Here is a 21403-nt window from a genome sequence, read left to right as displayed (position 1 = left end):
TCTCATATGTTTAGCAACCTTATTTGATTATCTACTGTATTCAATACTAGTAATATTTATGTATATATATTATTGAATTTAGTTAATAAGATTTGAATTATGAGAATAGCCGTTGTTGGTACTGGATATGTAGGCCTGGTGACAGGAACATGTTTCGCAGAGGTGGGTATTGATGTGACTTGCATCGACATCGACCAGAAAAAAATAGAAAACCTGAAAAAGAACATCCTGCCGATTTACGAGCCGGGCTTGGAGGAAATGGTAGCACGTAATGCCCAGAAAGAGCGCCTTTCCTTCTCTACTGACCTTGCCACAAGCATCCAGGGATGCGATGCGGCTTTTATCGCTGTGGGAACACCTCCAGGCGAGGATGGCAGTGCCGACCTGAAGTATGTGCTGGCCGTTGCCCGTAGCATTGGCCAGAACATGAACTCTTATTTAGTGGTAGTTACCAAGAGCACCGTACCGGTAGGCACAGCCAATAAAGTACGTAAGGCTATAGAAGAGGAACTGGAGGTGCGTGGCGTGGACATTCCATTCGATGTGGCCTCCAACCCTGAGTTCTTGAAAGAGGGAGCTGCCATAGACGATTTCCTGAAGCCAGACCGTATTGTGGTGGGCGTGTGCTCTCAGCGGGCTCAGGAGGTAATGAAGAAACTCTACAAGCCGTTCCTGATGAACGGACACCCGCTTATCTTTATGGATGTCCCTTCTGCAGAGATGACCAAATACGCCGCCAACGCTATGCTGGCCACTAAAATCAGTTTCATGAACGACATCGCGAACCTGTGTGAAATCATGGGTGCCGACGTGAACATGGTACGTAAGGGTATAGGCAGCGACGTGCGTATCGGTAACAAGTTCATCTATCCAGGCATTGGTTACGGCGGTTCATGCTTCCCGAAAGACGTGAAGGCGCTTATTCGCACAGCTTCAGAGAACGGCTACGAGATGAAGGTCCTTAAGTCAGTGGAAGATGTGAATGAGAACCAGAAGTCAGTGCTTTACAACAAAATACTAAACCACTTTAGCGGTGATCTTGCAGGTAAGACGTTTGCCATCTGGGGCTTGTCCTTTAAGCCGAAGACAGACGACATGCGGGAGGCACCGTCGCTGGTAATCATACAGAAACTGTTGGAGCAGGGCGCCAAAGTGCGAGCCTACGACCCGGTGGCCATGAAGGAGGCGCAACACTCTTTGGGAGATTCTATCGAGTACGGCAAAGATGAGTATGAAACCCTGATTGATGCAGATGCACTGCTGCTGGTAACAGAGTGGCCGGAGTTCCGCTCTCCAAACTTTAATGTGGTGAGCAAACTGATGAAGGAGAAAGTGGTATTTGACGGCAGAAATATATACGATGCCACAGACCTGAATGAGAAAGGCTTCACTTATTACGGTATAGGCGTGAAGCAGCAGGTGCCACAGCAACTGGACGCTTCGATATAAAGAGATATGTCAGGTAAAAGAGTGCTTATAACAGGTGGGGCCGGGTTTTTAGGCTCGCACCTTTGCGATAGGTTTATAAAGGAAGGCTATCATGTGGTAGCCATGGATAACCTGATCACAGGTAATCTCGAAAACATCGAGCACCTGTTCAAACTGCCGAACTTTGAGTTCTATCACCACGATGTTTCAAAGTTTGTGCACGTGCCAGGAGAACTAGACTATATCCTGCATTTTGCATCACCGGCCAGCCCCATTGACTACCTGAAAATTCCGATCCAGACGTTAAAGGTAGGCTCGTTGGGTACCCATAACCTGCTGGGCCTAGCCAAAGCGAAAGGTGCGCGGATGCTTATTGCCTCTACTTCAGAGGTATACGGCGATCCTCAGGTGCACCCGCAGCAGGAAGACTATTGGGGGAATGTAAACCCAGTTGGCCCGCGTGGCTGCTATGATGAGGCAAAGCGCTTTCAGGAAGCCATGACCATGGCTTACCACATGCACCATGGATTAGAGACACGCATTGTGCGCATCTTTAACACCTACGGTCCGCGTATGCGCCTGGATGATGGCCGTGTGCTGCCTGCCTTCCTGAGCCAGGCCCTGAGAGGAGAACCACTCAGTATTTTTGGGGACGGAAGCCAGACGCGTTCTTTCTGCTATGTAGATGACTTGGTGGAAGGCATCTACCGCTTGCTGCTAAGTGACTATCACCTGCCGGTAAACGTTGGGAACCCATCCGAGATCACGATAAAGGAGTTCGCTGAGGAGATCTGTAAGCTTACAGGCGTAGAACTGAAAGTAGAATACCAGCCCTTGCCAAAAGATGATCCGCAGAAACGCCAGCCAGACATCACCAAGGCCAAAGAAATCCTAGGCTGGGAGCCGCAGGTGGACCGGGCGGAGGGTCTGAAAAGAACACTGGAGTATTTTAAAGATAAAATTAAAACTCCTGCCGAACAGGAAGCATAACTGTCCCAGAACGAAAAGCAAGGAGGCAGTCTGAACAGACTGCCTCCTTGCTTTTACAGGTCATCGCTTAAAAGAATCTCCCGTAGGCGCTCACCGGCTTTACCGTCAAACTTATACATCCATTCCTCAATGAACTTTGCCTTATGAGGCAGCTGCTTCTGGTGTAAAGTTTTTATGTTTTGTAAAATGCTGTGCAGTTCCTCCAAATCATAAACTGGTTCTGCCACGCCAGCATCAATAAAAGACTTTGATACATCAATTTTGCCCATAGGGTGGTTCTCTAAGGTAACAACAGTAGTGAACGGCAAGGCCATCAGCGGCAGTAAGTAAGTAGAAAAGAAGCCAATAATAAGATTAGTATGTGGTAAATGTGACGTCAGCTCTTCATTGTCTATGAGTTTTACATTGTCGAAGGAGGTCCATAAATTTTTATCCGATTCAGGTTGTACAGGGTGAAGCTTTACGAGAAGTTGATACCCATACCGGTTGCAGATAGATGCAAACGTTTCAACAAATTTCCTGTAGTTCTTTTCATTCCAGTTAAAGAAGCGCCTTGGTACAAGTCCCTGATCAAGGAAAATGATTTGTTTTTTATTATTGGAAGCCAATTTAAGTCCTGCTAAATGGTCATAGCCAGGAAATCCTATAAAGTGAACTTTTTTGTCTTGTGGCAGGTGATCGTAGTGAACATGTACCTCGTAAACTTTTGGACTAAATGAAATATAAGCTTCTGCCATTCGTAAGGGAGATGTGACCTTCTTCCACGTTTCCAAGAAGTGGTTGTTTCTTCTAACAGTGTAATACTGTTGGAAAAAAGAAGCATAAGGGCTGGGCAATAGCCTAATAGACCTTATCAGGAATAATCTCGTTCTTATTCTTGAAAAAAGATGGGTAAATTTTTTTGTAGCGTCTAACTGAGACGTAAAACTTTTTTGAGCAATAAAGCTTTTTTCGAAACGGAGATTTATATTCACATCCCTTACACCGTGATCAATGAGATACGTAGGAATATTCAGGCTCTTACAAGCTAAATTTAGTACAACATGATAATATGACTCTATAAAAAGGAACAACACCTTTTTAGGCTTTATCTGCTCCAATAAATTATATACATTTTGGTAGTCACTCCAAAAAAGTGCACTGCCATAGGTTTTATAGTAATAACTTGTGACCTCTTTTTTGGATGAAAACTCAAGGAAGAAGAAGTTAAAGTCTTCCTTGCTCTTTAAAAACATGTCGATGTACTCTCTTCTGTTGTAATCCCCAACCACTAATAAATTTGATTTCCCTGACATTTTATTGAAATTTGATGAATTACCTACTTTTCTTGATTTGAAGCAACGAATTCTGCATGTAACTGAGTCACTGAACAGGGGAGGAGCAGAGGTGCTTTTAGTAGGTTCTGTTAATGCTTTGCCTGATGAGTTCGAGAATGTTGTTGTCTATTTACAAGAACCATCTACACTGAAGCCTGCATTGAACAACGTGTCTGCAGTTTACTGTCTTCACTATAAAGGTAAAAAAGACTTGGTTCCTGCAGCCCTTCGCTTATCAAAAATAATTCAGAAGCATAAAATAAAGTTAGTGCATTCTCATCTGTACTGGCCTACTATCATCGCAAGGCTGGCTGTCAGCAAAAAGGTACCCTTGATATTTAGCGTGCATAGCACCATAACTGACGATGCCTTTAAACCGAATATTCTCAGCAAATACCTTGAAAAGCTAACCTACAGCAAGAGGCAAACAGGTGTTTTTGTGTCGAAGACTGCTTTAGATGACTATAGGCAGCACATTAAAGCGACTGGTGAAAATGTAGTGCTATACAATTTTGTTAAAAATGAGTTCTATGCTGAAGATGCTGAATGGAAACAAGCAAGTTCTCCTAATCAGCTAAAACTGGTTACGGTAGGCAACTTAAGGCCTCAAAAAAATCATCTCTTCCTGATTGAGTGTGTACGTTTGCTGGCTGATGATGGGGTCACTCTTGATATTTATGGTGCTGGTCATTTCAGAAGTGCTTTAGAGTTATACATTGCTGAAAATAACATCAATAATGTAAAGCTTATGGGAAGCCACCCACATCCTGAACGAGTGCTTAAGCACTATGATATTTTTGTCTATGCTTCGCGCTACGAAGGGTTTTGTATAGCCATGGCTGAGGCTATGGCAGTTGGCTTGCCTTGTGTTGTTCCAGGTTTGAAAGCTTTGAAAGAAGTTTCTGGTGAGGGACAAATATATTATGCACCAGAGGATAGAGAAGCATTCCTGAAGATAATGAGAGACTTGAACAGTAAACCAGAAAGTTTGATAAACTATTCGACAGCAGCAAAGCGGAAGGCGCTTGAGTACAGATGCGAAAAATACGTGAATGAACTTGCGGCTTTGTATTATCAAACTTTAAAGCTTTAGATATGGCTGGCAAAGCTTTTATGTTCCTAAGTTATTGGGGCATAAATGATGTTTTAACGGCATCAACTGTCATTCCTCATGCATACGAGGTAACCCGCTTTAGTAAAGATAACAGAGTTATACTTGTTACAGTTGAGCGAACTATGCCTGTAGGAGATGTATTGAATGGTGATGTAAAGGACAGTAGTTTTCGACATAGAGCTATGTACAGTAAAAACTACCCACTCAACCTCCTAAATAAGATCAGCGACTTTATGACGTTCCCAATGCAGCTAGAGCAAATTATTGTGGAGGAAAAAGTGGAGGTAATTATTGCGGCAGGTACCTTGGCCGGTACATTGGCCATGCTTGTTCACAGGAAAACAAATACGCCCTATTATGTTAGCTTTTACGAGCCACATGTTTTGTACATGCGTGATACGGGCGTCTGGAAGAAGTATGATCCCCGCTATCTTTTCCAGCTTAGATGGGAGAGGGAGCAAGCTCAGGAGGCAGAGGGGCTGATTACTGTTTCAGAAAAATTCAGACAGAAAGTTATTACTAATAACTTGTCTTCAGAAGAAAAAGTGCGCTCTGTGCGTAATGCACCGGATTTATTCACCTTTTCCTTTTCTGAGGGAGACAGAGCAATGGTGCGAACAGAATTTGTAGCTTTGCATACTACGGTGGGCATTTACGTTGGCAAGTACGGCGATTTGTACTACAAAGAAGTAGCCTTTTCCATCTATAAAACGTGTTTTGACACCATACCTGATTTCAGACTCATTATCCTTTCACCACAGCCGCAGAAAGAAATCTACAAATTACTACAGCAGTATCAGATTGATACAGCTAAGGTTCATGTTGCCTCTGTGCAGCACAGAGAGGTTCCTCAATACCTGTCTGCGGCCGATTTTGCTTTTGCTACTATAAAGTCCTACCCCTCCGCCAGGTACTGCTCCCCTGTTAAAATCGGCGAATACTGGGCAAACGGGCTGCCGGTACTTTTGACGGAAGGCGTTGGCGACGACAGTGATATTATCAAAAAGGAGGGTGGGGGCGCAACGTTCAACCTGCAGGAGGAGGGAAGCGTGGAGAAAGCGCTTCAGCAGATACTGCAGATACTGGAAGACCCGAACCACCGGCGGGAGATACCGAAACTGGCCCAAAAGTACAGGTCACCGGAGCGGATAAGGGAGGCGTACGCCTATTTCTTCGGACAAAAGCAGGAGGGGCAAAAGTGAGGGTTTTGTTTGTGGTGTCTTACCCGGTAGGGCAGGCGGCTTCGCAGCGCTATCGGGTGGAGCAATGGCTGCCGGTATTGGAAGAGCGGGGGGTAACGTATACCCTCGCGCCGTTCTGGAGCCAAAGTGCCTGGGCCGTACTATACAAACCGAACCACTACTGGCAAAAAATAGTGGGGCTGGTATCTGGCTTCACAAGCCGTTTACTTTTGTTGTTTAAGCTGCCGTTATACGATTTCATCTTTATACACAGAGAAGCCACGCCTGTCGGACTGCCATGGTTTGAGTGGCTGGCGGCAAAGGCCTTCCGGAAGAAGATCATTTTCGATTTTGACGATGCTATCTGGCTACCTAATACCACGTCAGAAAACAATTGGGCTGCAAAATTGAAGTGGCACCACAAAACAGGTAGCATATGCCGGTGGAGCCATAAAATAAGCAGTGGGAACGGATACTTGCGGAACTACGCCTTGAAGTATAACCCAGAAGTGGTGCTGCTACCTAGTGTGCTGGATACAGAAAACCATTACAATGAGCAAAAAAAGCAGCACACGCAGGAGGTAGTGATAGGCTGGATTGGTTCACACTCTACCGTGCCTTACCTGCAACTGCTGGAGCCGGTGTTGCAGCGCCTGGAGCAACAGTATAAGTTTAAGCTGTACGTGATAGCGGACAAGGCACCTCAGCTGCAGCTGAAGTCACTGGAATTTAAAGTGTGGCAAAAAGAGACGGAAGTACAGGAACTGCTACAGTTCAACATTGGCTTGATGCCCTTGCCTGAAACCGAATGGGCAAAGGGAAAATGTGCGTTCAAAGCACTGCAGTACATGGCGCTGGGCATTCCGGCTGTGGTTTCGGGTGTAGGGGCTAATGTACAGGCGGTGGTGCATGGCACTTCAGGATACATCTGCACTACTGAGCAGGAGTGGTATAAGCACCTCGAGACTCTATTTCTTAACCCCGAAATGCGTTCAAGTATGGGGGGAGCGGGTCAGGCCTGGGTAAGGCAACATTATTCCTTGCAGGCACACAGGCAAACATTTCTTAGCCTCTTTTCTTTATAGGCTTCTTCTTTTTCAGGTCCTTCAGGTATTCTTTTGCTTCCTTGTAATTTTCTGACTTCTTCTCGCTGATTTGCATCACTACTTCATAATAGTGCTTAGCAGCAGCAGGATTGTTTTCCTGTTTCGCGATGCGGGCTAAGTTAAGGTAGGAGTTAATAAAATACCCAGAATCACGTTCATTTGACATCTCAGCAAACATGATGGAGTTCTTATAGTACTGTTCCGCTTTTTCGAAGTTGCGGTACTTGTGCTGGTTGATATAGGCCAGAATATAAGAGGCATAGCGTCCGCTCACAGCCTCGTAACCTGGCATTTGCTGCTCCAACTTGTTCAGAATATCCAGCGATACCCGTTCAGCTTTAGAGAAATAGCCCTGCACAAACAGCAAACGGGCATAGAAGCGCTGGAAATAAGCATTATCTGGGTATTTCAGCGCGAGGTCTTCTGACAGACGCAGTGCCTCGTCCATTTTCTTTTCGTCGTTCGCATAAATCTTCATCAGGAAGAACTTTGACTCTGTGCCGGTGTAGAAGCCGGTATTAGCCACATAAGCCAGCTGCTTCAGCCCAAGGCGCTTATCTCCGTCCGGGAAAAAGACCAGAACAGGACGCAGCATGGGGTAAGTCTCATGAATCCAGATGGAGTAGTAGTTGAACAATGCCTCGCCAAACAGGAACTCAGGGCTCAGGCCATTGCCTGCCTTAGCCTTTTCCATAAAGTCCAGGGCACGCTTGCTGGCCACGGTGGCTTTGCGCCAGTTGCTGCGCTCAGAGTGCAGGCGTGCTGAAAAGCCATAAGCGGCTGCCAGAAAAAAAGACGCCTCAAAGTCTTTTTTATCCTGGTCATACATCTTTTCCGCTTTCTGGATGGTCGTGTCCATATACGCAAAGAAAAGCTCGTCGTACTGTTTCGTCTGTATGTTGGTAGGGACAATTTTCCACCACTGGCTCAGGCCCATCAGGAAGTAGGGCAGTGGATGCTGGGGGTAACGGCGGCGCATCGATTTGAACTGCTTCTCGGCCACAGCGTACTTGAAGTTGTACATATTGTCTACGGCACCCTCTAACTCATACTGAATATCCTTGTTAAGCAGCAGCATTCCTTTTACACTACCTGCCGCCGGAATCACCTCAATCTGGTCGAAGGTTACGTGCCGCATGGCGGTAGTGTCTGTAGGCGCTTGTTTCTGTTGCGCAAAAGCTACAGCTGGTAAAACAAAAGTGAAGATGATAAAGATTAACTTCTTCATGAATAAGTCAAAAAATTCAGAGTTGAACAGAGCCGTTCTTTATTGCAGCCTCCGTAGATTCTAAAAGTACAACATTTCTTCTAATTTTGAATTCCATAAAACGAAAATAATTATGAAACTACTGGAGCAGCTGTGCCAAATCCATGCCCCGTCCGGCAATGAGCAAAACCTCTCAGAATTTCTTCTGAACTATATTCAAGAACATAAAAGCCAGTGGAAAGTGCAGCCTCAAGTATTGCATGGCGAAGCTTTTCAGGACTGTATAGTGCTGGTATTTGGCAAACCCAGGAGTGCAATTTTTGCCCACATGGACTCCATTGGTTTTACAGTGCGTTATGGCAGGCAGTTAATTAAAATAGGCGGCCCCGGCATCGAAAACGGTTATAAATTGGTAGGCGAAGATGCGCAGGGAAAGATTGCGTGTACCCTGGGACTTGATGAAGAAGAAGGCGAACTGACTTATGTGTTTGAGCGGGAGATAGAGCGGGGTACGGAGCTGGTTTTTAACTGCGATTTCAGGGAAACAGAGGATACTGTGCAAAGCTGCTACCTGGATAACCGATTGGGTGTATGGAGCGCACTAAAAGTAGCGGAGACGCTGGAGAACGGTGTCATTGCCTTTAGCTGTTGGGAAGAGCACGGTGGTGGCTCTGTCTCCTACCTCTCCAGGTACCTCTATGAGCAGTATGGGGTGAAGCAGGGCCTTATTTCCGACATCACGTGGGTAACAGAGGGAGTGCGTGCCGGCGAAGGCGTGGCCATCTCTATGCGCGACAGCCTGATACCGCGCCGCGCCTATGTACAGCGGATTATCTCAATAGCAAAAGAATCAGGAATACCGTTCCAACTGGAGGTAGAGGGTGCTGGCGGCAGCGATGCCAAGGAACTGCAGCGCAGCGACTATCCCTGGGATTGGTGCTTTGTTGGTGCCCCGGAAGATAATGTGCACACCCCGGATGAAATCGTGCACAAGAAAGACATCGAAAGTATGGTAGCGCTATACAAGGTGCTGATGGAGAAACTTTGAATGACCGTATCTTAAACTCTGCTTTAGTAGCTGCACTAGTTCACTATTCGCTGCCCTCCTCCTGCGAACGCTTAAAGGTAATTAACTAACATTATCCTATAGAAGCAATAGGTGGTGCGGAGAAGCATGGGAATCCCTAAGGCTGCTATTAAAGAGGTGGAAAGTAATTGTGGAATAGGTTAAGTAATTTTTCAGTCATAAACTATGTTTGGCAGGACAGAATTAAATAAACAGTATCAATGGCAGAAGTATGAAAAGCACAGTAGCTACAAAGTCTCTGATATTATAACCGTATCTGACATAAACTTTTAATCAAATGTCAGTGTAAAACCATAAGTCATTCATAATCAAAGAGGTTGATCCTGTCGCAGGGCCAACCTCTTTAACTTTGTGAAATACCCAGACACAGATAGTAAAATAGGAGCTAAACTTAATACATACCTGATGTTGTAACTTCTTAAAAAGTAGACGTATAGCCTTCAGGTGCAGGAGCAGGAATGGTAGCGGAACATTTGGAAAAGTCTATAAAATATTATTTCTTTAATAGAGATATATAAATATTTCTTAACCCTTAATCATACTGAATGGAAACTATTCTTTACGCAATTCCTGCTTTTGGTCTGGCGGCGCTGGTATATACCTGGATAAGGTCGGCTTGGGTGACAAAACAACCGACCGGCAACGAGCGCATGAGCACCATCGCCCGCTACATTGCTGAAGGAGCAATGGCCTTCTTAAAATCTGAATACAAGGTGATGGCTTATTTTGTCATCATTGCTTCGATATTTTTATTCTATTTAGGTTATACAGGCGAAAAGTCGCATCCGCTGATAGTAGTAGCCTTTATCATAGGCGCCATCCTGTCGGCGCTGGCTGGCTTTATCGGGATGCGGATTGCTACCAAGTCTAACGTGCGTACAGCTGAAGCAGCGCGTAGCAGCCTTGCCAGGGCTTTGAATGTTTCTTTTGCGGGTGGTTCTGTGATGGGGATGGGAGTGGCCGGTTTGGCCGTGCTGGGTTTAGGGTCGCTATTCATTGTTTTCTACTACATGTTTGTGTTCAGCACCGGCGAAGATGTGAACGGTGTGGAAATGGAGCGCGCGCTTGAGGTACTGACAGGCTTCTCGCTGGGTGCTGAAAGTATCGCCCTATTTGCCCGTGTGGGGGGCGGTATTTATACCAAAGCGGCCGACGTGGGTGCCGACTTAGTGGGAAAGGTAGAAGCCGGTATTCCGGAAGATGACCCTCGCAACCCCGCTACTATTGCCGATAACGTAGGTGACAACGTAGGTGACGTGGCCGGTATGGGCGCTGACCTTTTTGGCTCTTATGTAGCCACTATCCTGGCCACCATGGTATTGGGCCGCGAAGTAGAGGTAGTAGACAATTTCGGGGGACTCTCTCCAATTATACTTCCTATGCTGATTGCAGGCCTCGGTATTGTTTTCTCCCTTATCGGAATGTTGTTCGTGCGCGTGAGCGAAGGCGGCGATGTGCAGGCTGCACTTAACCGCGGAAACTGGATTTCAGTTATCCTCACAGCCATAGGTGCTTATTTCTCCATCCACTGGCTGCTCCCGGAAAGCCTCAACCTGCGCAACTTCGACTTCACTGCTAATGGCGTTTTTCTGGCGGTTATAGTGGGCCTGGTGGTAGGCGCACTCATGAGTATCATCACGGAGTACTATACTGCAATGGGCAAAAAGCCGGTAAACTCGATTGTGCAGCAGTCATCAACCGGGCATGCCACTAACATCATTGCCGGTCTGGCCGTGGGTATGCACTCTACGGTGTTGCCCATCATCGTGCTGGCGGCGGGCATTGTGCTCTCTTATTCTGCGGCGGGTTTATATGGTGTGGCCATCGCAGCGGCAGGTATGATGGCTACTACAGCCATGCAGCTGGCCATTGATGCTTTTGGGCCTATTGCCGACAATGCCGGTGGTATTGCCGAAATGAGCGAGCTGCCGAAAGAAGTACGCGAACGCACAGACATTCTGGATGCCGTAGGCAATACTACTGCTGCCACTGGTAAAGGTTTTGCCATTGCTTCCGCAGCGCTTACCTCACTGGCCCTTTTCGCTGCCTTTGTGGGAATAGCTGGTATACGGAGCATCGACTTATACAAAGCGCCTGTACTGGCAGGTCTGTTCATCGGAGCCATGATACCCTTTATCTTCTCGGCACTGTGCATTTCGGCAGTGGGTAGAGCGGCTATGTCAATGGTGCAGGAGGTGCGCCGGCAGTTCCGCGAAATACCGGGCATCATGGAAGGTACAGGTAAACCGGAGTACGAGAAATGCGTGGCCATTTCCACAGAAGCGGCCATCCGCGAAATGATGCTGCCAGGCGCCATTGCCCTGCTCGTTCCGATTATCATCGGATTCGGCTTCAGGGATGTGTTCCCGGATACGTCTTCTGCGGAAGTGCTGGGCGGTACTTTGGCAGGGGTAACGGTATCAGGTGTACTGATGGCAATGTTCCAGTCGAACGCCGGTGGTGCGTGGGATAACGCCAAGAAATCATTTGAGAAAGGCGTGATGATAAACGGTGTGATGGAGTTTAAAGGCTCAGAGCCTCACAAAGCCTCTGTTACCGGAGATACTGTGGGTGATCCTTTTAAAGATACTTCCGGTCCATCCATGAACATCCTCATCAAGCTCATGTCTATTGTGTCGCTGGTGATTGCGCCACATATTGCGCTGGAGCAGGAGCCTGCTATTCCGGAGGCACCAATCGACCTGGAGCCCATCAACCTGGACGTAAAAGAGCTGTACCCGCAAACAGCCAAAGTAGGCATTAACCTGGAGAACACGGTGATGTTCGGGCAGGTCCTGCTGCGGATGTAGTACTGCTGCTATAGTTTGTATAAGCCCGACCTTTGTGTTGGGCTTATTTTTTTATTATACGTACCTTTGTACAGGCACCAAAAAATTTCTGATGAACCCGCGTACCATTCAACTACACGACTGCAAATTCGATACTTACATTTATGAGGATGAGATTATAGCCCGCATTGTGATGCTGGCTGAGCAAATTGACCGCGACTATGCGGAGAAACAGCCGCTGTTTCTGGGGGTACTCAATGGCTCCTTCATGTTTGTGTCAGACCTGCTGAAACGAATCACTATTCCATGCGAAATCTCCTTTATCCGCCTCTCCAGCTACCAGGATACCAAAAGCACAGGTAAGGTAAAAGAGATACTGGGCCTGTCAGAAGAGGTGCAGAACCGCCATGTGGTTGTGCTGGAGGATATTGTAGATACAGGCCATACAGTGCAGGGATTGCTGCAGCAGTTGAAAGAACGCGGGCCATCTTCTGTGGAGGTAGCCACCCTTTTACTGAAGCCGGAATGCCTGCAGCACCAGCTGGATATCAAGTATATAGCCAAGTCAATACCGAATGATTTTGTGGTAGGCTACGGGCTGGACTACAATGGGCTGGGGCGTAACCTGCGCGACATCTACAAGATTATTCCGTAACCCTACCGGTTGTTTGCCGCGTTAGCAAAAATTCAGGGGCAACTGTCACGCATGGCCAGCCCATACTCTCAATATTAGAAACTACATCAATTAATACTTACATTTGTCTTTTATTATTAAGCCAAGATATGCTCAACATCGTTTTGTTTGGACCTCCAGGTGCTGGTAAAGGTACCCAAAGTCAAAAGCTGATAGAAAAATACAACCTGATTCACCTCTCTACCGGTGATTTGCTCCGCTCACAGATTGCCGCCGGCACGAAGCTGGGTATGGAAGCAAAGAAACTGATGGACAACGGCCTGCTGGTTCCAGACGAGGTGGTGAGTGGCATGATTGACAGCAAAGTGAAAGAGCATCGGCATGCGGCGGGTTTTATTTTCGACGGCTTCCCGCGCACAGTGCCGCAGGCCCAGAGCCTGGACAAACTGCTGCGGGAAAACGAAACAGAAATTACGTGCATGATTGCCCTGCGTGTGGACGATGAGGAACTGACAAAGCGACTGCTGCTGCGCGGCCTGACCTCAGGCCGTCCGGACGACCAGAACGAGGAACTGATTCGCAAACGCGTGCTGGAGTATAATACCAAAACAGCTCCTGTGGCAGATTATTATGCCGGGCAGGGAAAATACCTCGCTGTGGATGGCATAGGGGAGATAGAAAGCATCTTCAACGAACTGTGCCAGCAGATAGACGCATTAAAAGAACAACAATAGAATATATAAGCACATTTACGCTTACCCGATTTGGCTTCAAGCAACTTTATAGATTACGTTAAGATTTGTGCACGCTCCGGCCACGGTGGCGGCGGTTCCGCGCACTTTCACCGCGATAAAATGACGGCGAAAGGGGGCCCTGACGGGGGAGATGGCGGCCGTGGCGGACATATTATCCTGAGAGGAAACTCCCAACTCTGGACACTGCTGCACCTGCAGTACCGCAAGCATGTTATCGCTGAGAACGGCCATAACGGAGGTCCTAACCACTCCTTTGGAGCACAGGGTAAGGACGACGTGCTGGAAGTGCCGCTCGGTACCATTGCCAGGGATTCTGAAACCGGGGAGATTAAATGTGAAATAACCGAAGACGGGCAGGAGATAATCCTTACTCCAGGTGGCCGCGGTGGCCTGGGAAATGCTCATTTCAAGTCATCTACAAACCAGACGCCACGCTATGCCCAGCCCGGCGAGCCTGGCATTGAGGAGTGGGTGGTGCTGGAACTGAAGTTGCTGGCTGATGTAGGCTTGGTCGGTTTCCCCAATGCCGGCAAATCTACGCTGCTCTCCGTTGTTTCTGCGGCAAAACCTAAAATAGCCAATTACGCCTTTACCACCCTCGAGCCTAACTTGGGCGTGGTGGCTTACCGCGATTACAAGTCTTTTGTAATTGCCGACATACCCGGTATCATAGAAGGAGCATCAGAGGGCAAAGGCCTGGGGCTAAGGTTCCTGCGCCATATAGAGCGGAACTCGATGCTGCTGTTCATGATTTCGTGCGAAAGTGCCGATATAGCAGAAGAGTACCGGGTGTTGCTCAATGAACTGCAGACATTCAATCCGGAGCTGTTAGATAAAAAGCGCATCCTGGCCATTACCAAGTCTGATATGCTGGACGAAGAGCTGGAGTCTGAAATGCGGGCCACTTTACCAGGAGATTTATCTGCCGTATTTATCTCCAGTATCACCGGTAAGAACATCCCTCAACTCAAAGACATGATCTGGAATGCACTGAACAGCTAATCTAAAACCTGTTTAGTAAAATGATAATCGGTAGAAAGCTGCAAAGCTGGCTACCGATTTTTTTGTACTAAAAATATGGTGGGTAGCTTTACAATACCATTATCTATTAAATGTTGCGCATGAATCTGTTCTACAGTTACCAAACAGCTTTAACCCCCTCCTAACCCATCCAAGGAGGGGAAATTACCTATAAACAGGTAAAATACAATGCGCATAAACAATTTGATATTGGTATAAGAAGCACGTTTTATAGCTCGAATATTCAGTCATTCAAAATTAACTTATTTAGAATTACCCAATGCCAGAATGGCACAAATGCGTGTTTGGCAAGTTAATTGACAAAGAGAAGGAGACTTATTAACCTAACTTTTTAAGGCATTATGTCAGATAAAGATATTAAGAAAGAGCAGGAGAACGAAGAAGTAAAAGATACTACTGCCAATACTACTGAAGCAGATGCTCAGGAAGAAGATGAGAACTACGCAGAAGATGCTGAGACTACAGAAGCCGCACAAAATGGCGGACCAACTGCAGAATTGGCAGAAATGAAAGATAAATATATCCGCTTAATGGCTGAGTTTGAGAACTTCAGGCGCAGAACAGCCAAAGAACGCATCGACCTTGCCAAGACAGCCACACAGGACCTGATGGGCGACTTGCTGCCGGTGATTGATGACATGGAGCGCGCACGTCAGTCTATAGAAGCAACTAAAGACGTGGATGCAATGTTGCAGGGACTCGAGCTGGTGTTCCATAAGCTGAAGCATGTAACGCAGCAGAAAGGCCTGAAGCCGATGGACATTGGTGCAGGCGACAGTTTCGATAGTGACATGCACGAGGCTGTTACCCAAATTCCGGCCCCGTCAGAAGAGCTGAAAGGCAAGATTGTAGATGTGATTGAGAAAGGATATACGCTGAACGATAAGGTTATCCGTTTCGCGAAAGTAATAATAGGAGCGTAAGCTATGGCTAAGAGAGATTATTATGAGGTTTTGGGGCTAAGCAAAGGCGCAGGCCAGGATGAGATAAAGAAAGCTTACCGCAAAATCGCCATCAAATTCCACCCCGACAAGAACCCTGACGACCCCACTGCCGAAGACAAGTTCAAAGAGGCAGCGGAGGCGTACGAGGTGCTGAGCGATCCGCAGAAACGCCAGCGCTACGACCAATTCGGTCACCAGGGTATGAACGGCGGCTTCGGCGGCGGTGGCATGAATATGGAGGACATCTTCTCGCAGTTCGGCGATATCTTTGGCGGCGGTGGCGGAAGCCCGTTTGAGAGCTTCTTCGGAGGCGGCCGTTCAGGTGGAGGCCGGCGCACCCGCAAAGGCAGTAATCTGCGCATTAAACTAAAGCTTAACCTGGAGGAGATAGCCAACGGCGTTGAGAAGAAGATAAAGGTGAAGCGTTACGTGGCCTGCGGCACCTGCGGTGGTAACGGCGCGAAAAACGGCACCGACATGCAAACCTGTAATTCCTGCCAAGGCTCTGGCCAGGTGCGCAAGGTGGTGAACACGATGCTGGGCCAGATGGTATCCACAGCTACCTGCCCTACCTGTAATGGGGAAGGACGCATCGTTACAAACAACTGCGAGACCTGCCACGGAAGCGGCCGAGAGCTTCAGGAAGAAGTTATCTCCATTAATGTACCAGCCGGTGTAATGGATGGTATGCAGCTGTCTATGAGCGGCAAAGGGAACGTGCCGGAGCGCGGTGGCGTACCAGGCGACTTGCTTATCCAGATAGAGGAAGAAGCACACCCAACACTAAAGCGCGAAGGCAATAACGTTATCTTCGATCAGTACATCAGCTTTGTAGATGCGGCCTTGGGTGCAGAAATTGAAGTGCCGACAATTACGGGTAAAGTAAAAATCACCATTAAGCCAGGTACGCAAAGCGGCGAAATCTTCAGGCTGCGTGGCAAAGGCGTGCAGGACATCAACGGTTACGGCAAAGGAGACCAGCTGATTCACATCAACGTGTGGACGCCTAAGTCGCTGAGCAGCGAAGAGCGGGCAACACTTGAAGGCCTGCGCGATTCCAATAACTTTGCACCACATCCAGGCAAGAACGAAAAAGGCTTCTTCGAAAAAGTGAAAGACTACTTTCAGTAGGAGAACTCAAAATACAGCAATAAACAAGCCCTGCTTTTTTATAAAGGCAGGGCTTGTTTGTCTTCGATTCAATCCACCCGCTGTTTCATCTGGATAAAAACTGCCTTTGTCGATATAAATAAAGGTAAACTATATATTGTTGCTGCTTTCAGTATAGAAAGGTATTTTTGGATACATCTAAAAGAATATCAGCTTTGAGCATTCTGAAAATTGAAGGCGTAACCAAAACCTACGCCAATCACGTGGCACTCGATAATGTGAGCTTCGAGATTCCAACGGGCTGTATCTTCGGTTTATTGGGCCCAAACGGTGCCGGAAAGACCTCCCTTATCCGCATCATCACTCAAATTACCGGGGCAGACAGTGGCAAAATCTTCTTCAAGGGAGAAAAGCTGAAGCCAGACCACATCAAGGATATCGGGTATCTGCCGGAGGAGCGCGGGCTTTACAAGAAGATGAAAGTAGGCGAGCAGTTGCTGTACCTGACGCAGCTCAAAGGGCTAAGCAAATCCGATGCGACGGCACGCATCAAAACATGGATAGACCGCTTTGAAATACGCGACTGGCTGGGCAAGAACATCGAAGATCTCTCGAAGGGAATGCAGCAGAAGGTGCAGTTTATCGCAACTGTCTTGCATGAACCTGCACTCATTATCCTGGATGAGCCTTTCTCCGGCTTCGACCCGATTAATGCCAATCTCATAAAAGATGAAATCCTGCGCCTGCGCGACAACGGGGCTACCATTATTTTCTCAACCCACCGGATGGAATCAGTAGAGGAGTTGTGCGATAATATTGCCCTTATTAACCGGGCACAGAAAGTGCTGGACGGGCCTGTGAAGGAGGTGAAAGACGCCTACAAGACCGATACATTCCAGGTAATAGGAAATGGCCAGCTCATGGTGATGTCACCGGACTTCCAGGTGATGGAGCAGCATAACAACCACGGCGTTTTCAGGGCCAACATCAGGCTGCTGAACAACACAACGCCGAACGACCTGCTGCGGTACCTGATCCAACGCGTGGAGATACACTCCTTTATAGAGCTGGTGCCAAGTATAAATGATATTTTTATTCAAAAAGTAAAGGAGACACACCATGTCTAAAATCTGGTTGATTATACAGCGGGAGTACCTGACGCGTGTCCGCAAGAAGAGCTTCATCATCATGACGCTCCTGACGCCTGTGCTGCTGGCGGCGTTCATGATTCTGCCGGGTCTGCTCATTACCATGTCCGGAGACACAGAGACCGTGATGGTGCTGGACAAAAGCGGCTTGTTTGAAGGTAAGCTGAAGAACCAGAAGGACCTGAAGTTCGTTCAACTTGCCGGTTCATTGGAGCAGGCAAAGATGGCGTACCAGGAAACGGATTACACGGCGCTGCTTTACATACCGGAGATGTCGATAGACGACCCAAAGGGAATTACCGTGTATGGCAAGAAAAACACCAGCCTGCAAACCCAGATACGCCTGGAAAATACACTGGATAAGGAGATTGAGAACCAGCGCTTTCTGGCGTCCGGACTGGACCGCGAAATGCTGGACAGGATTGAGGCGAACGTAAAGGTGAACACCATCAACTTGAGCGATGAAGGCGAGAAAGACAACAACGCCATTATCACTTCCATTGCTGGAGTGGTCGGAGCTGTTATCATCTACTTCTTCATTTTCCTGTATGGCGTGCAGATTATGCGCGGCGTAATTGAGGAGAAAACGAGCCGTATTGTGGAGGTGATGATTTCGTCGGTGAAGCCTTTCCAGCTGATGATGGGTAAGATTGTCGGCATTGCGGCAGTAGGGCTGACACAGTTCCTGCTTTGGATTGTACTTTCGTTCGTATCTGTAACTGCCGTGTCTGCAGTTTTCGGTATCGATGCCGCACCATCGCCGGCAGCGCAGTTTGCTGCAGGGCAGGCCGCTGCGCAAGGGGAGGAAATAGAGGAAGAAGAGGCTACAGCAGCCACCGTAGATAATGCAGCGGAGGAAAACGAGGTAGCCAACACCATAAACGACATAAAGCGTGGTGTTTCAAACCTGCCCATCGCCTTAATTTTTGGTTGCTTTCTATTTTACTTCCTGGGAGGTTACCTGCTGTACGGCTCTCTTTTCGGAGCCATCGGAGCAGCCGTCGATAACGAGACAGACACGCAGCAGTTCATGATGCCTATCACCATCCCGCTGATTATCTCGTTCATCATGTCATACTCCGTAGTACTGAAGAACCCCGATGGACCGGTAGCTTTCTGGATGTCAATCATTCCATTGACTTCACCTATTGTGATGATGGTGCGCGTGCCGTTTGGTGTGCCTGCCTGGGAACTGCTGCTCTCCATGGCGTTACTGGTAGCTGGTTTTATCTTCACCACCTGGATAGCGAGCCGCATCTACCGTGTTGGTATTTTGATGTATGGCAAGAAAATCAATTATAAAGAGTTGTCGAAGTGGCTGTTTTATAGAGTATAAACACCCAGTCAAGCATAAAACAAGTATAGTCGGCCCCACCAAAGGCCGGCTATTTTTTTGTAAATTGGGTTGATAATTTCGAATTGAATGAAAAAAATGTCTCTCCTAATCCTGTTTCTCCTGATGTTTACTGTTAATGCCTCTGCCCAGGATAGGGATAAGCCTGCTTACCGGCTCTTCACGAAGAGCGGGAAGAGTATAAGCTATGGCAAAATGCTGAAAGAGCTGAAGGAAGCCGATGTGGTGTTGTTCGGGGAGCAGCACAACGACCCGATTGCGCATTGGTTGCAATTGGAGTTAGCCAAAGATTTGCACCAGGCACACCCGCAGAACTTTGCCATTGGCGTGGAGATGTTTGAGGCGGATGTGCAATTGGTGCTAAATGAATATTTGGCAAACCAAGCACCTGAAAGTAACTTTGAGCAGGAGTCGCGGCCGTGGCCAAACTATAAAACAGACTATAAACCGGTGCTGCGTTATGCCAGAGAGAAGGGAATACCGGTTATTGCTACCAACGTCCCGCGCCGCTATGCCGCCATGGTATCAGCAGGTAGCCTGAGTGCCTTGGGAGGTGTGTCTGAAGATGCAAAAAAGTATATTGCTCCGCTGCCGATAGCCGTGGACTTGAACCTGCAGGGCTACAAGCGAATGATGGGTATGTTCGGGAGTAATATGCATGGCAACACCAAAAGCGAGAACATAGTGCAGGCACAGGCGCTGAAAGACGCCACCATGGCGCACTTTATACTACAGCAGGTAAATCAAGGCAAACAGTTACTGCACCTCAACGGGGCTTATCACTCTGATAACTTCGAAGGCATTGGCTGGTACCTGAAGCAGGAGCAGCCACAACTGAAAACCTTAACGCTGACTACCGTTCTGCAGGAAGACCTCGATAATTTATCGAAGGAGAATAAAGAGAAAGCCGACTTTATTATTGTGGTGCCCGCCAGCATGACCCGAACATATTAGAAACTATACTGAAATAGCTTCTGCTCTAAGACCTAGCAGCGTGCGCAACTCCTGCGGGTATATGTAAAAGTAACACATAAAAACAGCAAAGCCCGGTTGAACAACCGGGCTTTGCCTGTCAAAAAGAAAGAAGGTATCTGGTTATGAAGAGAAAGAGCTTCCGCAACCACACGTGCTCTTCGCCTGCGGGTTGCTGAATGTAAAGCCACGTGCATTCAGGCCATCCTGGAAGTCTACTTCCATGCCCATTACATACATGCCGTGCTTCTTATCCATGATTAGTGTCAAACCATCTATATCAAAGGTTTCATCAGACTCCTTTGGCTTATCAAAGCCGAGCAGGTAAGACATACCGGAGCATCCACCGCCTTGCACACCAACGCGCAAACCGTATTCTGCCGGTACATTTTTTTCCTGCATTATATTTCTTGCCTCAGCTAAGGCTCTTTCAGTCAAAGTGATAGGTGCAGTTCTTGTTTCTGTTGCCATAGTGTATGCTCTTTATTTGTAGCCACAAACTTACAAAATTCTCCTGAATTATGTCGTATGGTTGCCTGTTGTACTGATTAAACAGCCAAACCGGGGGAATGATTCATGTATCTTCCGTTAATTTTTTACGATATTTGAGCTTTCATCAGACAACAAACATGAACGAATTTCTCATTTTTATTATAGACCTCCTGAAGATTGCATTGCCAGCCATTATTGTGGCGGTGGCCATGTACTACCTCGTGAAGAAGCATTATGAGCGCGACTACAAGGTAAGACTGCTGGAGCTGCGGCAGAAGAACTCAGAAGTAGTGCTGCCGATCCGGCTGCAGGCGTATGAGCGCGTCGTGCTGCTGCTGGAGCGGATTACGCCAAGCAACCTGCTACTGCGCGTGGGTGGCGCCGGGCAGACGGCTGCAGATTACCACCGGGTGCTACTGAACGAAATCCGGAACGAGTTTAACCACAACATGTCGCAGCAGGTATACATGACGGAGCAGGCCTGGCAACAGGTAAAGCATGCCCGCGAAGATGTGGTGAACCTGATAAACAAGACATACAAAGAGCTGCCTGAAAATTCACGTGGCACTGATTTGGCCAAACGTATTCTGGAAACTGTACTCACCACAGAACAGGACCCGACCTCGCGCGCACTCATTTATGTGAAGCAGGAGATAGGGCAGGTGTTTTAAGTTAGAAAGTTAAAGAGTTAAAAAGTTAAAAAGTTAGAGCTTTATAAAAAGGAAAGAGGTAGAA

The 21403-nt window shown here is 47.5% G+C and carries 19 protein-coding genes; 16 read left to right on the top strand and 3 right to left on the bottom strand.

What is annotated here, in order from left to right; genetic code table 11:
• Positions 1-99: 99 nt before the first annotated feature.
• Positions 100-1449, top strand: a complete 1350-nt coding sequence (locus ACFS7Z_RS17145; RefSeq protein ID WP_377487189.1) for a UDP-glucose dehydrogenase family protein — start codon at positions 100-102, stop codon at positions 1447-1449.
• A 6-nt stretch (positions 1450-1455) separates the two neighbouring features.
• A complete protein-coding gene (locus ACFS7Z_RS17140; protein ID WP_377487187.1) occupies positions 1456-2418 on the top strand; it encodes a UDP-glucuronic acid decarboxylase family protein in 963 nt (320 codons plus the stop codon).
• Between the two features lie 53 nt (positions 2419-2471).
• Here ACFS7Z_RS17140 and ACFS7Z_RS17135 read toward each other — a convergent pair whose 3' ends face one another.
• A complete protein-coding gene (locus ACFS7Z_RS17135) occupies positions 2472-3713 on the bottom strand; it encodes a polysialyltransferase family glycosyltransferase (RefSeq protein ID WP_377487185.1) in 1242 nt (413 codons plus the stop codon).
• 4 nt (positions 3714-3717) lie between these two features.
• On the opposite strand from ACFS7Z_RS17135, the gene ACFS7Z_RS17130 reads away from it, so the two are divergent.
• The 3 genes from ACFS7Z_RS17130 to ACFS7Z_RS17120 all read left to right on the top strand — a co-directional run bounded on the left by ACFS7Z_RS17130 (position 3718) and on the right by ACFS7Z_RS17120 (position 7114).
• Complete coding sequence (locus ACFS7Z_RS17130; RefSeq protein WP_377487183.1) at positions 3718-4827, top strand: glycosyltransferase; 1110 nt, start codon at positions 3718-3720, stop codon at positions 4825-4827.
• 203 nt (positions 4828-5030) lie between these two features.
• Positions 5031-6050: a glycosyltransferase gene (locus ACFS7Z_RS17125; protein WP_377487179.1), complete on the top strand. Its 1020-nt coding sequence runs from the start codon at positions 5031-5033 to the stop codon at positions 6048-6050.
• Positions 6047-7114, top strand: coding sequence for a glycosyltransferase family 4 protein (locus tag ACFS7Z_RS17120; RefSeq protein WP_377487176.1), 1068 nt, complete (start codon positions 6047-6049; stop codon positions 7112-7114). The genes ACFS7Z_RS17125 and ACFS7Z_RS17120 overlap by 4 nt, the downstream gene beginning before the upstream one ends.
• Here the strand turns inward: ACFS7Z_RS17120 and ACFS7Z_RS17115 are convergent.
• The gene (locus ACFS7Z_RS17115) at positions 7095-8363 is read right to left on the bottom strand and encodes a tetratricopeptide repeat protein (RefSeq protein WP_377487173.1); all 1269 of its coding nucleotides are present in this window, start codon (positions 8361-8363) and stop codon (positions 7095-7097) included. The genes ACFS7Z_RS17120 and ACFS7Z_RS17115 overlap by 20 nt on opposite strands.
• 112 nt (positions 8364-8475) lie before the next feature.
• Here ACFS7Z_RS17115 and ACFS7Z_RS17110 point away from each other — a divergent pair, with 112 nt between their 5' ends.
• From ACFS7Z_RS17110 to ACFS7Z_RS17065, 10 genes are all read left to right on the top strand, one after another.
• On the top strand, positions 8476-9390 hold the full coding sequence (locus tag ACFS7Z_RS17110; protein WP_377487170.1) for a M20/M25/M40 family metallo-hydrolase: 915 nt from the start codon (positions 8476-8478) through the stop codon (positions 9388-9390).
• A 584-nt stretch (positions 9391-9974) separates the two neighbouring features.
• Positions 9975-12239 carry a sodium-translocating pyrophosphatase gene (locus ACFS7Z_RS17105; RefSeq protein WP_377487167.1) on the top strand — a complete coding sequence of 755 codons (2265 nt, stop codon included), beginning with the start codon at positions 9975-9977 and terminating at the stop codon, positions 12237-12239.
• 91 nt (positions 12240-12330) lie between these two features.
• Positions 12331-12873 carry a hypoxanthine phosphoribosyltransferase gene (hpt, locus tag ACFS7Z_RS17100; RefSeq protein ID WP_377487164.1) on the top strand — a complete coding sequence of 181 codons (543 nt, stop codon included), beginning with the start codon at positions 12331-12333 and terminating at the stop codon, positions 12871-12873.
• A 128-nt stretch (positions 12874-13001) separates the two neighbouring features.
• A complete protein-coding gene (locus ACFS7Z_RS17095) occupies positions 13002-13586 on the top strand; it encodes an adenylate kinase (protein WP_377487161.1) in 585 nt (194 codons plus the stop codon).
• Positions 13587-13616: 30 nt separating this feature from the next.
• Complete coding sequence (obgE, locus tag ACFS7Z_RS17090; protein ID WP_377487158.1) at positions 13617-14609, top strand: GTPase ObgE; 993 nt, start codon at positions 13617-13619, stop codon at positions 14607-14609.
• 380 nt (positions 14610-14989) lie between these two features.
• Positions 14990-15571 carry a nucleotide exchange factor GrpE gene (locus ACFS7Z_RS17085; RefSeq protein ID WP_377487155.1) on the top strand — a complete coding sequence of 194 codons (582 nt, stop codon included), beginning with the start codon at positions 14990-14992 and terminating at the stop codon, positions 15569-15571.
• Positions 15572-15574: 3 nt separating this feature from the next.
• Positions 15575-16723, top strand: coding sequence for a molecular chaperone DnaJ (dnaJ, locus tag ACFS7Z_RS17080; RefSeq protein ID WP_377487152.1), 1149 nt, complete (start codon positions 15575-15577; stop codon positions 16721-16723).
• 194 nt (positions 16724-16917) lie between these two features.
• The gene (locus ACFS7Z_RS17075) at positions 16918-17829 is read left to right on the top strand and encodes an ABC transporter ATP-binding protein (protein WP_377487149.1); all 912 of its coding nucleotides are present in this window, start codon (positions 16918-16920) and stop codon (positions 17827-17829) included.
• Positions 17822-19186: an ABC transporter permease gene (locus ACFS7Z_RS17070; RefSeq protein ID WP_377487146.1), complete on the top strand. Its 1365-nt coding sequence runs from the start codon at positions 17822-17824 to the stop codon at positions 19184-19186. The genes ACFS7Z_RS17075 and ACFS7Z_RS17070 overlap by 8 nt, the downstream gene beginning before the upstream one ends.
• A gap of 96 nt (positions 19187-19282) precedes the next feature.
• Positions 19283-20158 (top strand): ChaN family lipoprotein, encoded by an 876-nt coding sequence (locus tag ACFS7Z_RS17065; RefSeq protein WP_377487143.1) that lies wholly within the window; start codon positions 19283-19285, stop codon positions 20156-20158.
• 141 nt (positions 20159-20299) lie between these two features.
• Here the strand turns inward: ACFS7Z_RS17065 and ACFS7Z_RS17060 are convergent, their stop codons facing one another.
• Complete coding sequence (locus ACFS7Z_RS17060) at positions 20300-20647, bottom strand: HesB/IscA family protein (protein WP_377487140.1); 348 nt, start codon at positions 20645-20647, stop codon at positions 20300-20302.
• A gap of 158 nt (positions 20648-20805) precedes the next feature.
• On the opposite strand from ACFS7Z_RS17060, the gene ACFS7Z_RS17055 reads away from it, so the two are divergent.
• Positions 20806-21339: a DUF7935 family protein gene (locus ACFS7Z_RS17055; protein WP_377487137.1), complete on the top strand. Its 534-nt coding sequence runs from the start codon at positions 20806-20808 to the stop codon at positions 21337-21339.
• Positions 21340-21403: the final 64 nt, after the last annotated feature.

This window comes from Pontibacter toksunensis (genome assembly GCF_042686245.1).
In the GTDB taxonomy this organism is placed as follows: domain Bacteria; phylum Bacteroidota; class Bacteroidia; order Cytophagales; family Hymenobacteraceae; genus Pontibacter; species Pontibacter toksunensis.
The sequence above is the reverse complement of the archived record's forward strand: the minus strand, read 5'-3'. Positions and strand labels throughout refer to the sequence as shown.

What these genes read in the sequence shown, in the direction of transcription:
- ACFS7Z_RS17145 (WP_377487189.1), top strand. Translation starts at nt 100, where the DNA reads ATGAGAATAGCCGTTGTTGGTACTGGATATGTAGGCCTGGTGACAGGA.
- ACFS7Z_RS17140 (WP_377487187.1), top strand. Translation starts at nt 1,456, where the DNA reads ATGTCAGGTAAAAGAGTGCTTATAACAGGTGGGGCCGGGTTTTTAGGC.
- ACFS7Z_RS17135 (WP_377487185.1), bottom strand. Translation starts at nt 3,713, where the DNA reads ATGTCAGGGAAATCAAATTTATTAGTGGTTGGGGATTACAACAGAAGA.
- ACFS7Z_RS17125 (WP_377487179.1), top strand. Translation starts at nt 5,031, where the DNA reads ATGTACAGTAAAAACTACCCACTCAACCTCCTAAATAAGATCAGCGAC.
- ACFS7Z_RS17115 (WP_377487173.1), bottom strand. Translation starts at nt 8,363, where the DNA reads ATGAAGAAGTTAATCTTTATCATCTTCACTTTTGTTTTACCAGCTGTA.
- ACFS7Z_RS17110 (WP_377487170.1), top strand. Translation starts at nt 8,476, where the DNA reads ATGAAACTACTGGAGCAGCTGTGCCAAATCCATGCCCCGTCCGGCAAT.
- ACFS7Z_RS17105 (WP_377487167.1), top strand. Translation starts at nt 9,975, where the DNA reads ATGGAAACTATTCTTTACGCAATTCCTGCTTTTGGTCTGGCGGCGCTG.
- hpt (WP_377487164.1), top strand. Translation starts at nt 12,331, where the DNA reads ATGAACCCGCGTACCATTCAACTACACGACTGCAAATTCGATACTTAC.
- ACFS7Z_RS17095 (WP_377487161.1), top strand. Translation starts at nt 13,002, where the DNA reads ATGCTCAACATCGTTTTGTTTGGACCTCCAGGTGCTGGTAAAGGTACC.
- ACFS7Z_RS17085 (WP_377487155.1), top strand. Translation starts at nt 14,990, where the DNA reads ATGTCAGATAAAGATATTAAGAAAGAGCAGGAGAACGAAGAAGTAAAA.
- dnaJ (WP_377487152.1), top strand. Translation starts at nt 15,575, where the DNA reads ATGGCTAAGAGAGATTATTATGAGGTTTTGGGGCTAAGCAAAGGCGCA.
- ACFS7Z_RS17070 (WP_377487146.1), top strand. Translation starts at nt 17,822, where the DNA reads ATGTCTAAAATCTGGTTGATTATACAGCGGGAGTACCTGACGCGTGTC.
- ACFS7Z_RS17065 (WP_377487143.1), top strand. Translation starts at nt 19,283, where the DNA reads ATGTCTCTCCTAATCCTGTTTCTCCTGATGTTTACTGTTAATGCCTCT.
- ACFS7Z_RS17060 (WP_377487140.1), bottom strand. Translation starts at nt 20,647, where the DNA reads ATGGCAACAGAAACAAGAACTGCACCTATCACTTTGACTGAAAGAGCC.
- ACFS7Z_RS17055 (WP_377487137.1), top strand. Translation starts at nt 20,806, where the DNA reads ATGAACGAATTTCTCATTTTTATTATAGACCTCCTGAAGATTGCATTG.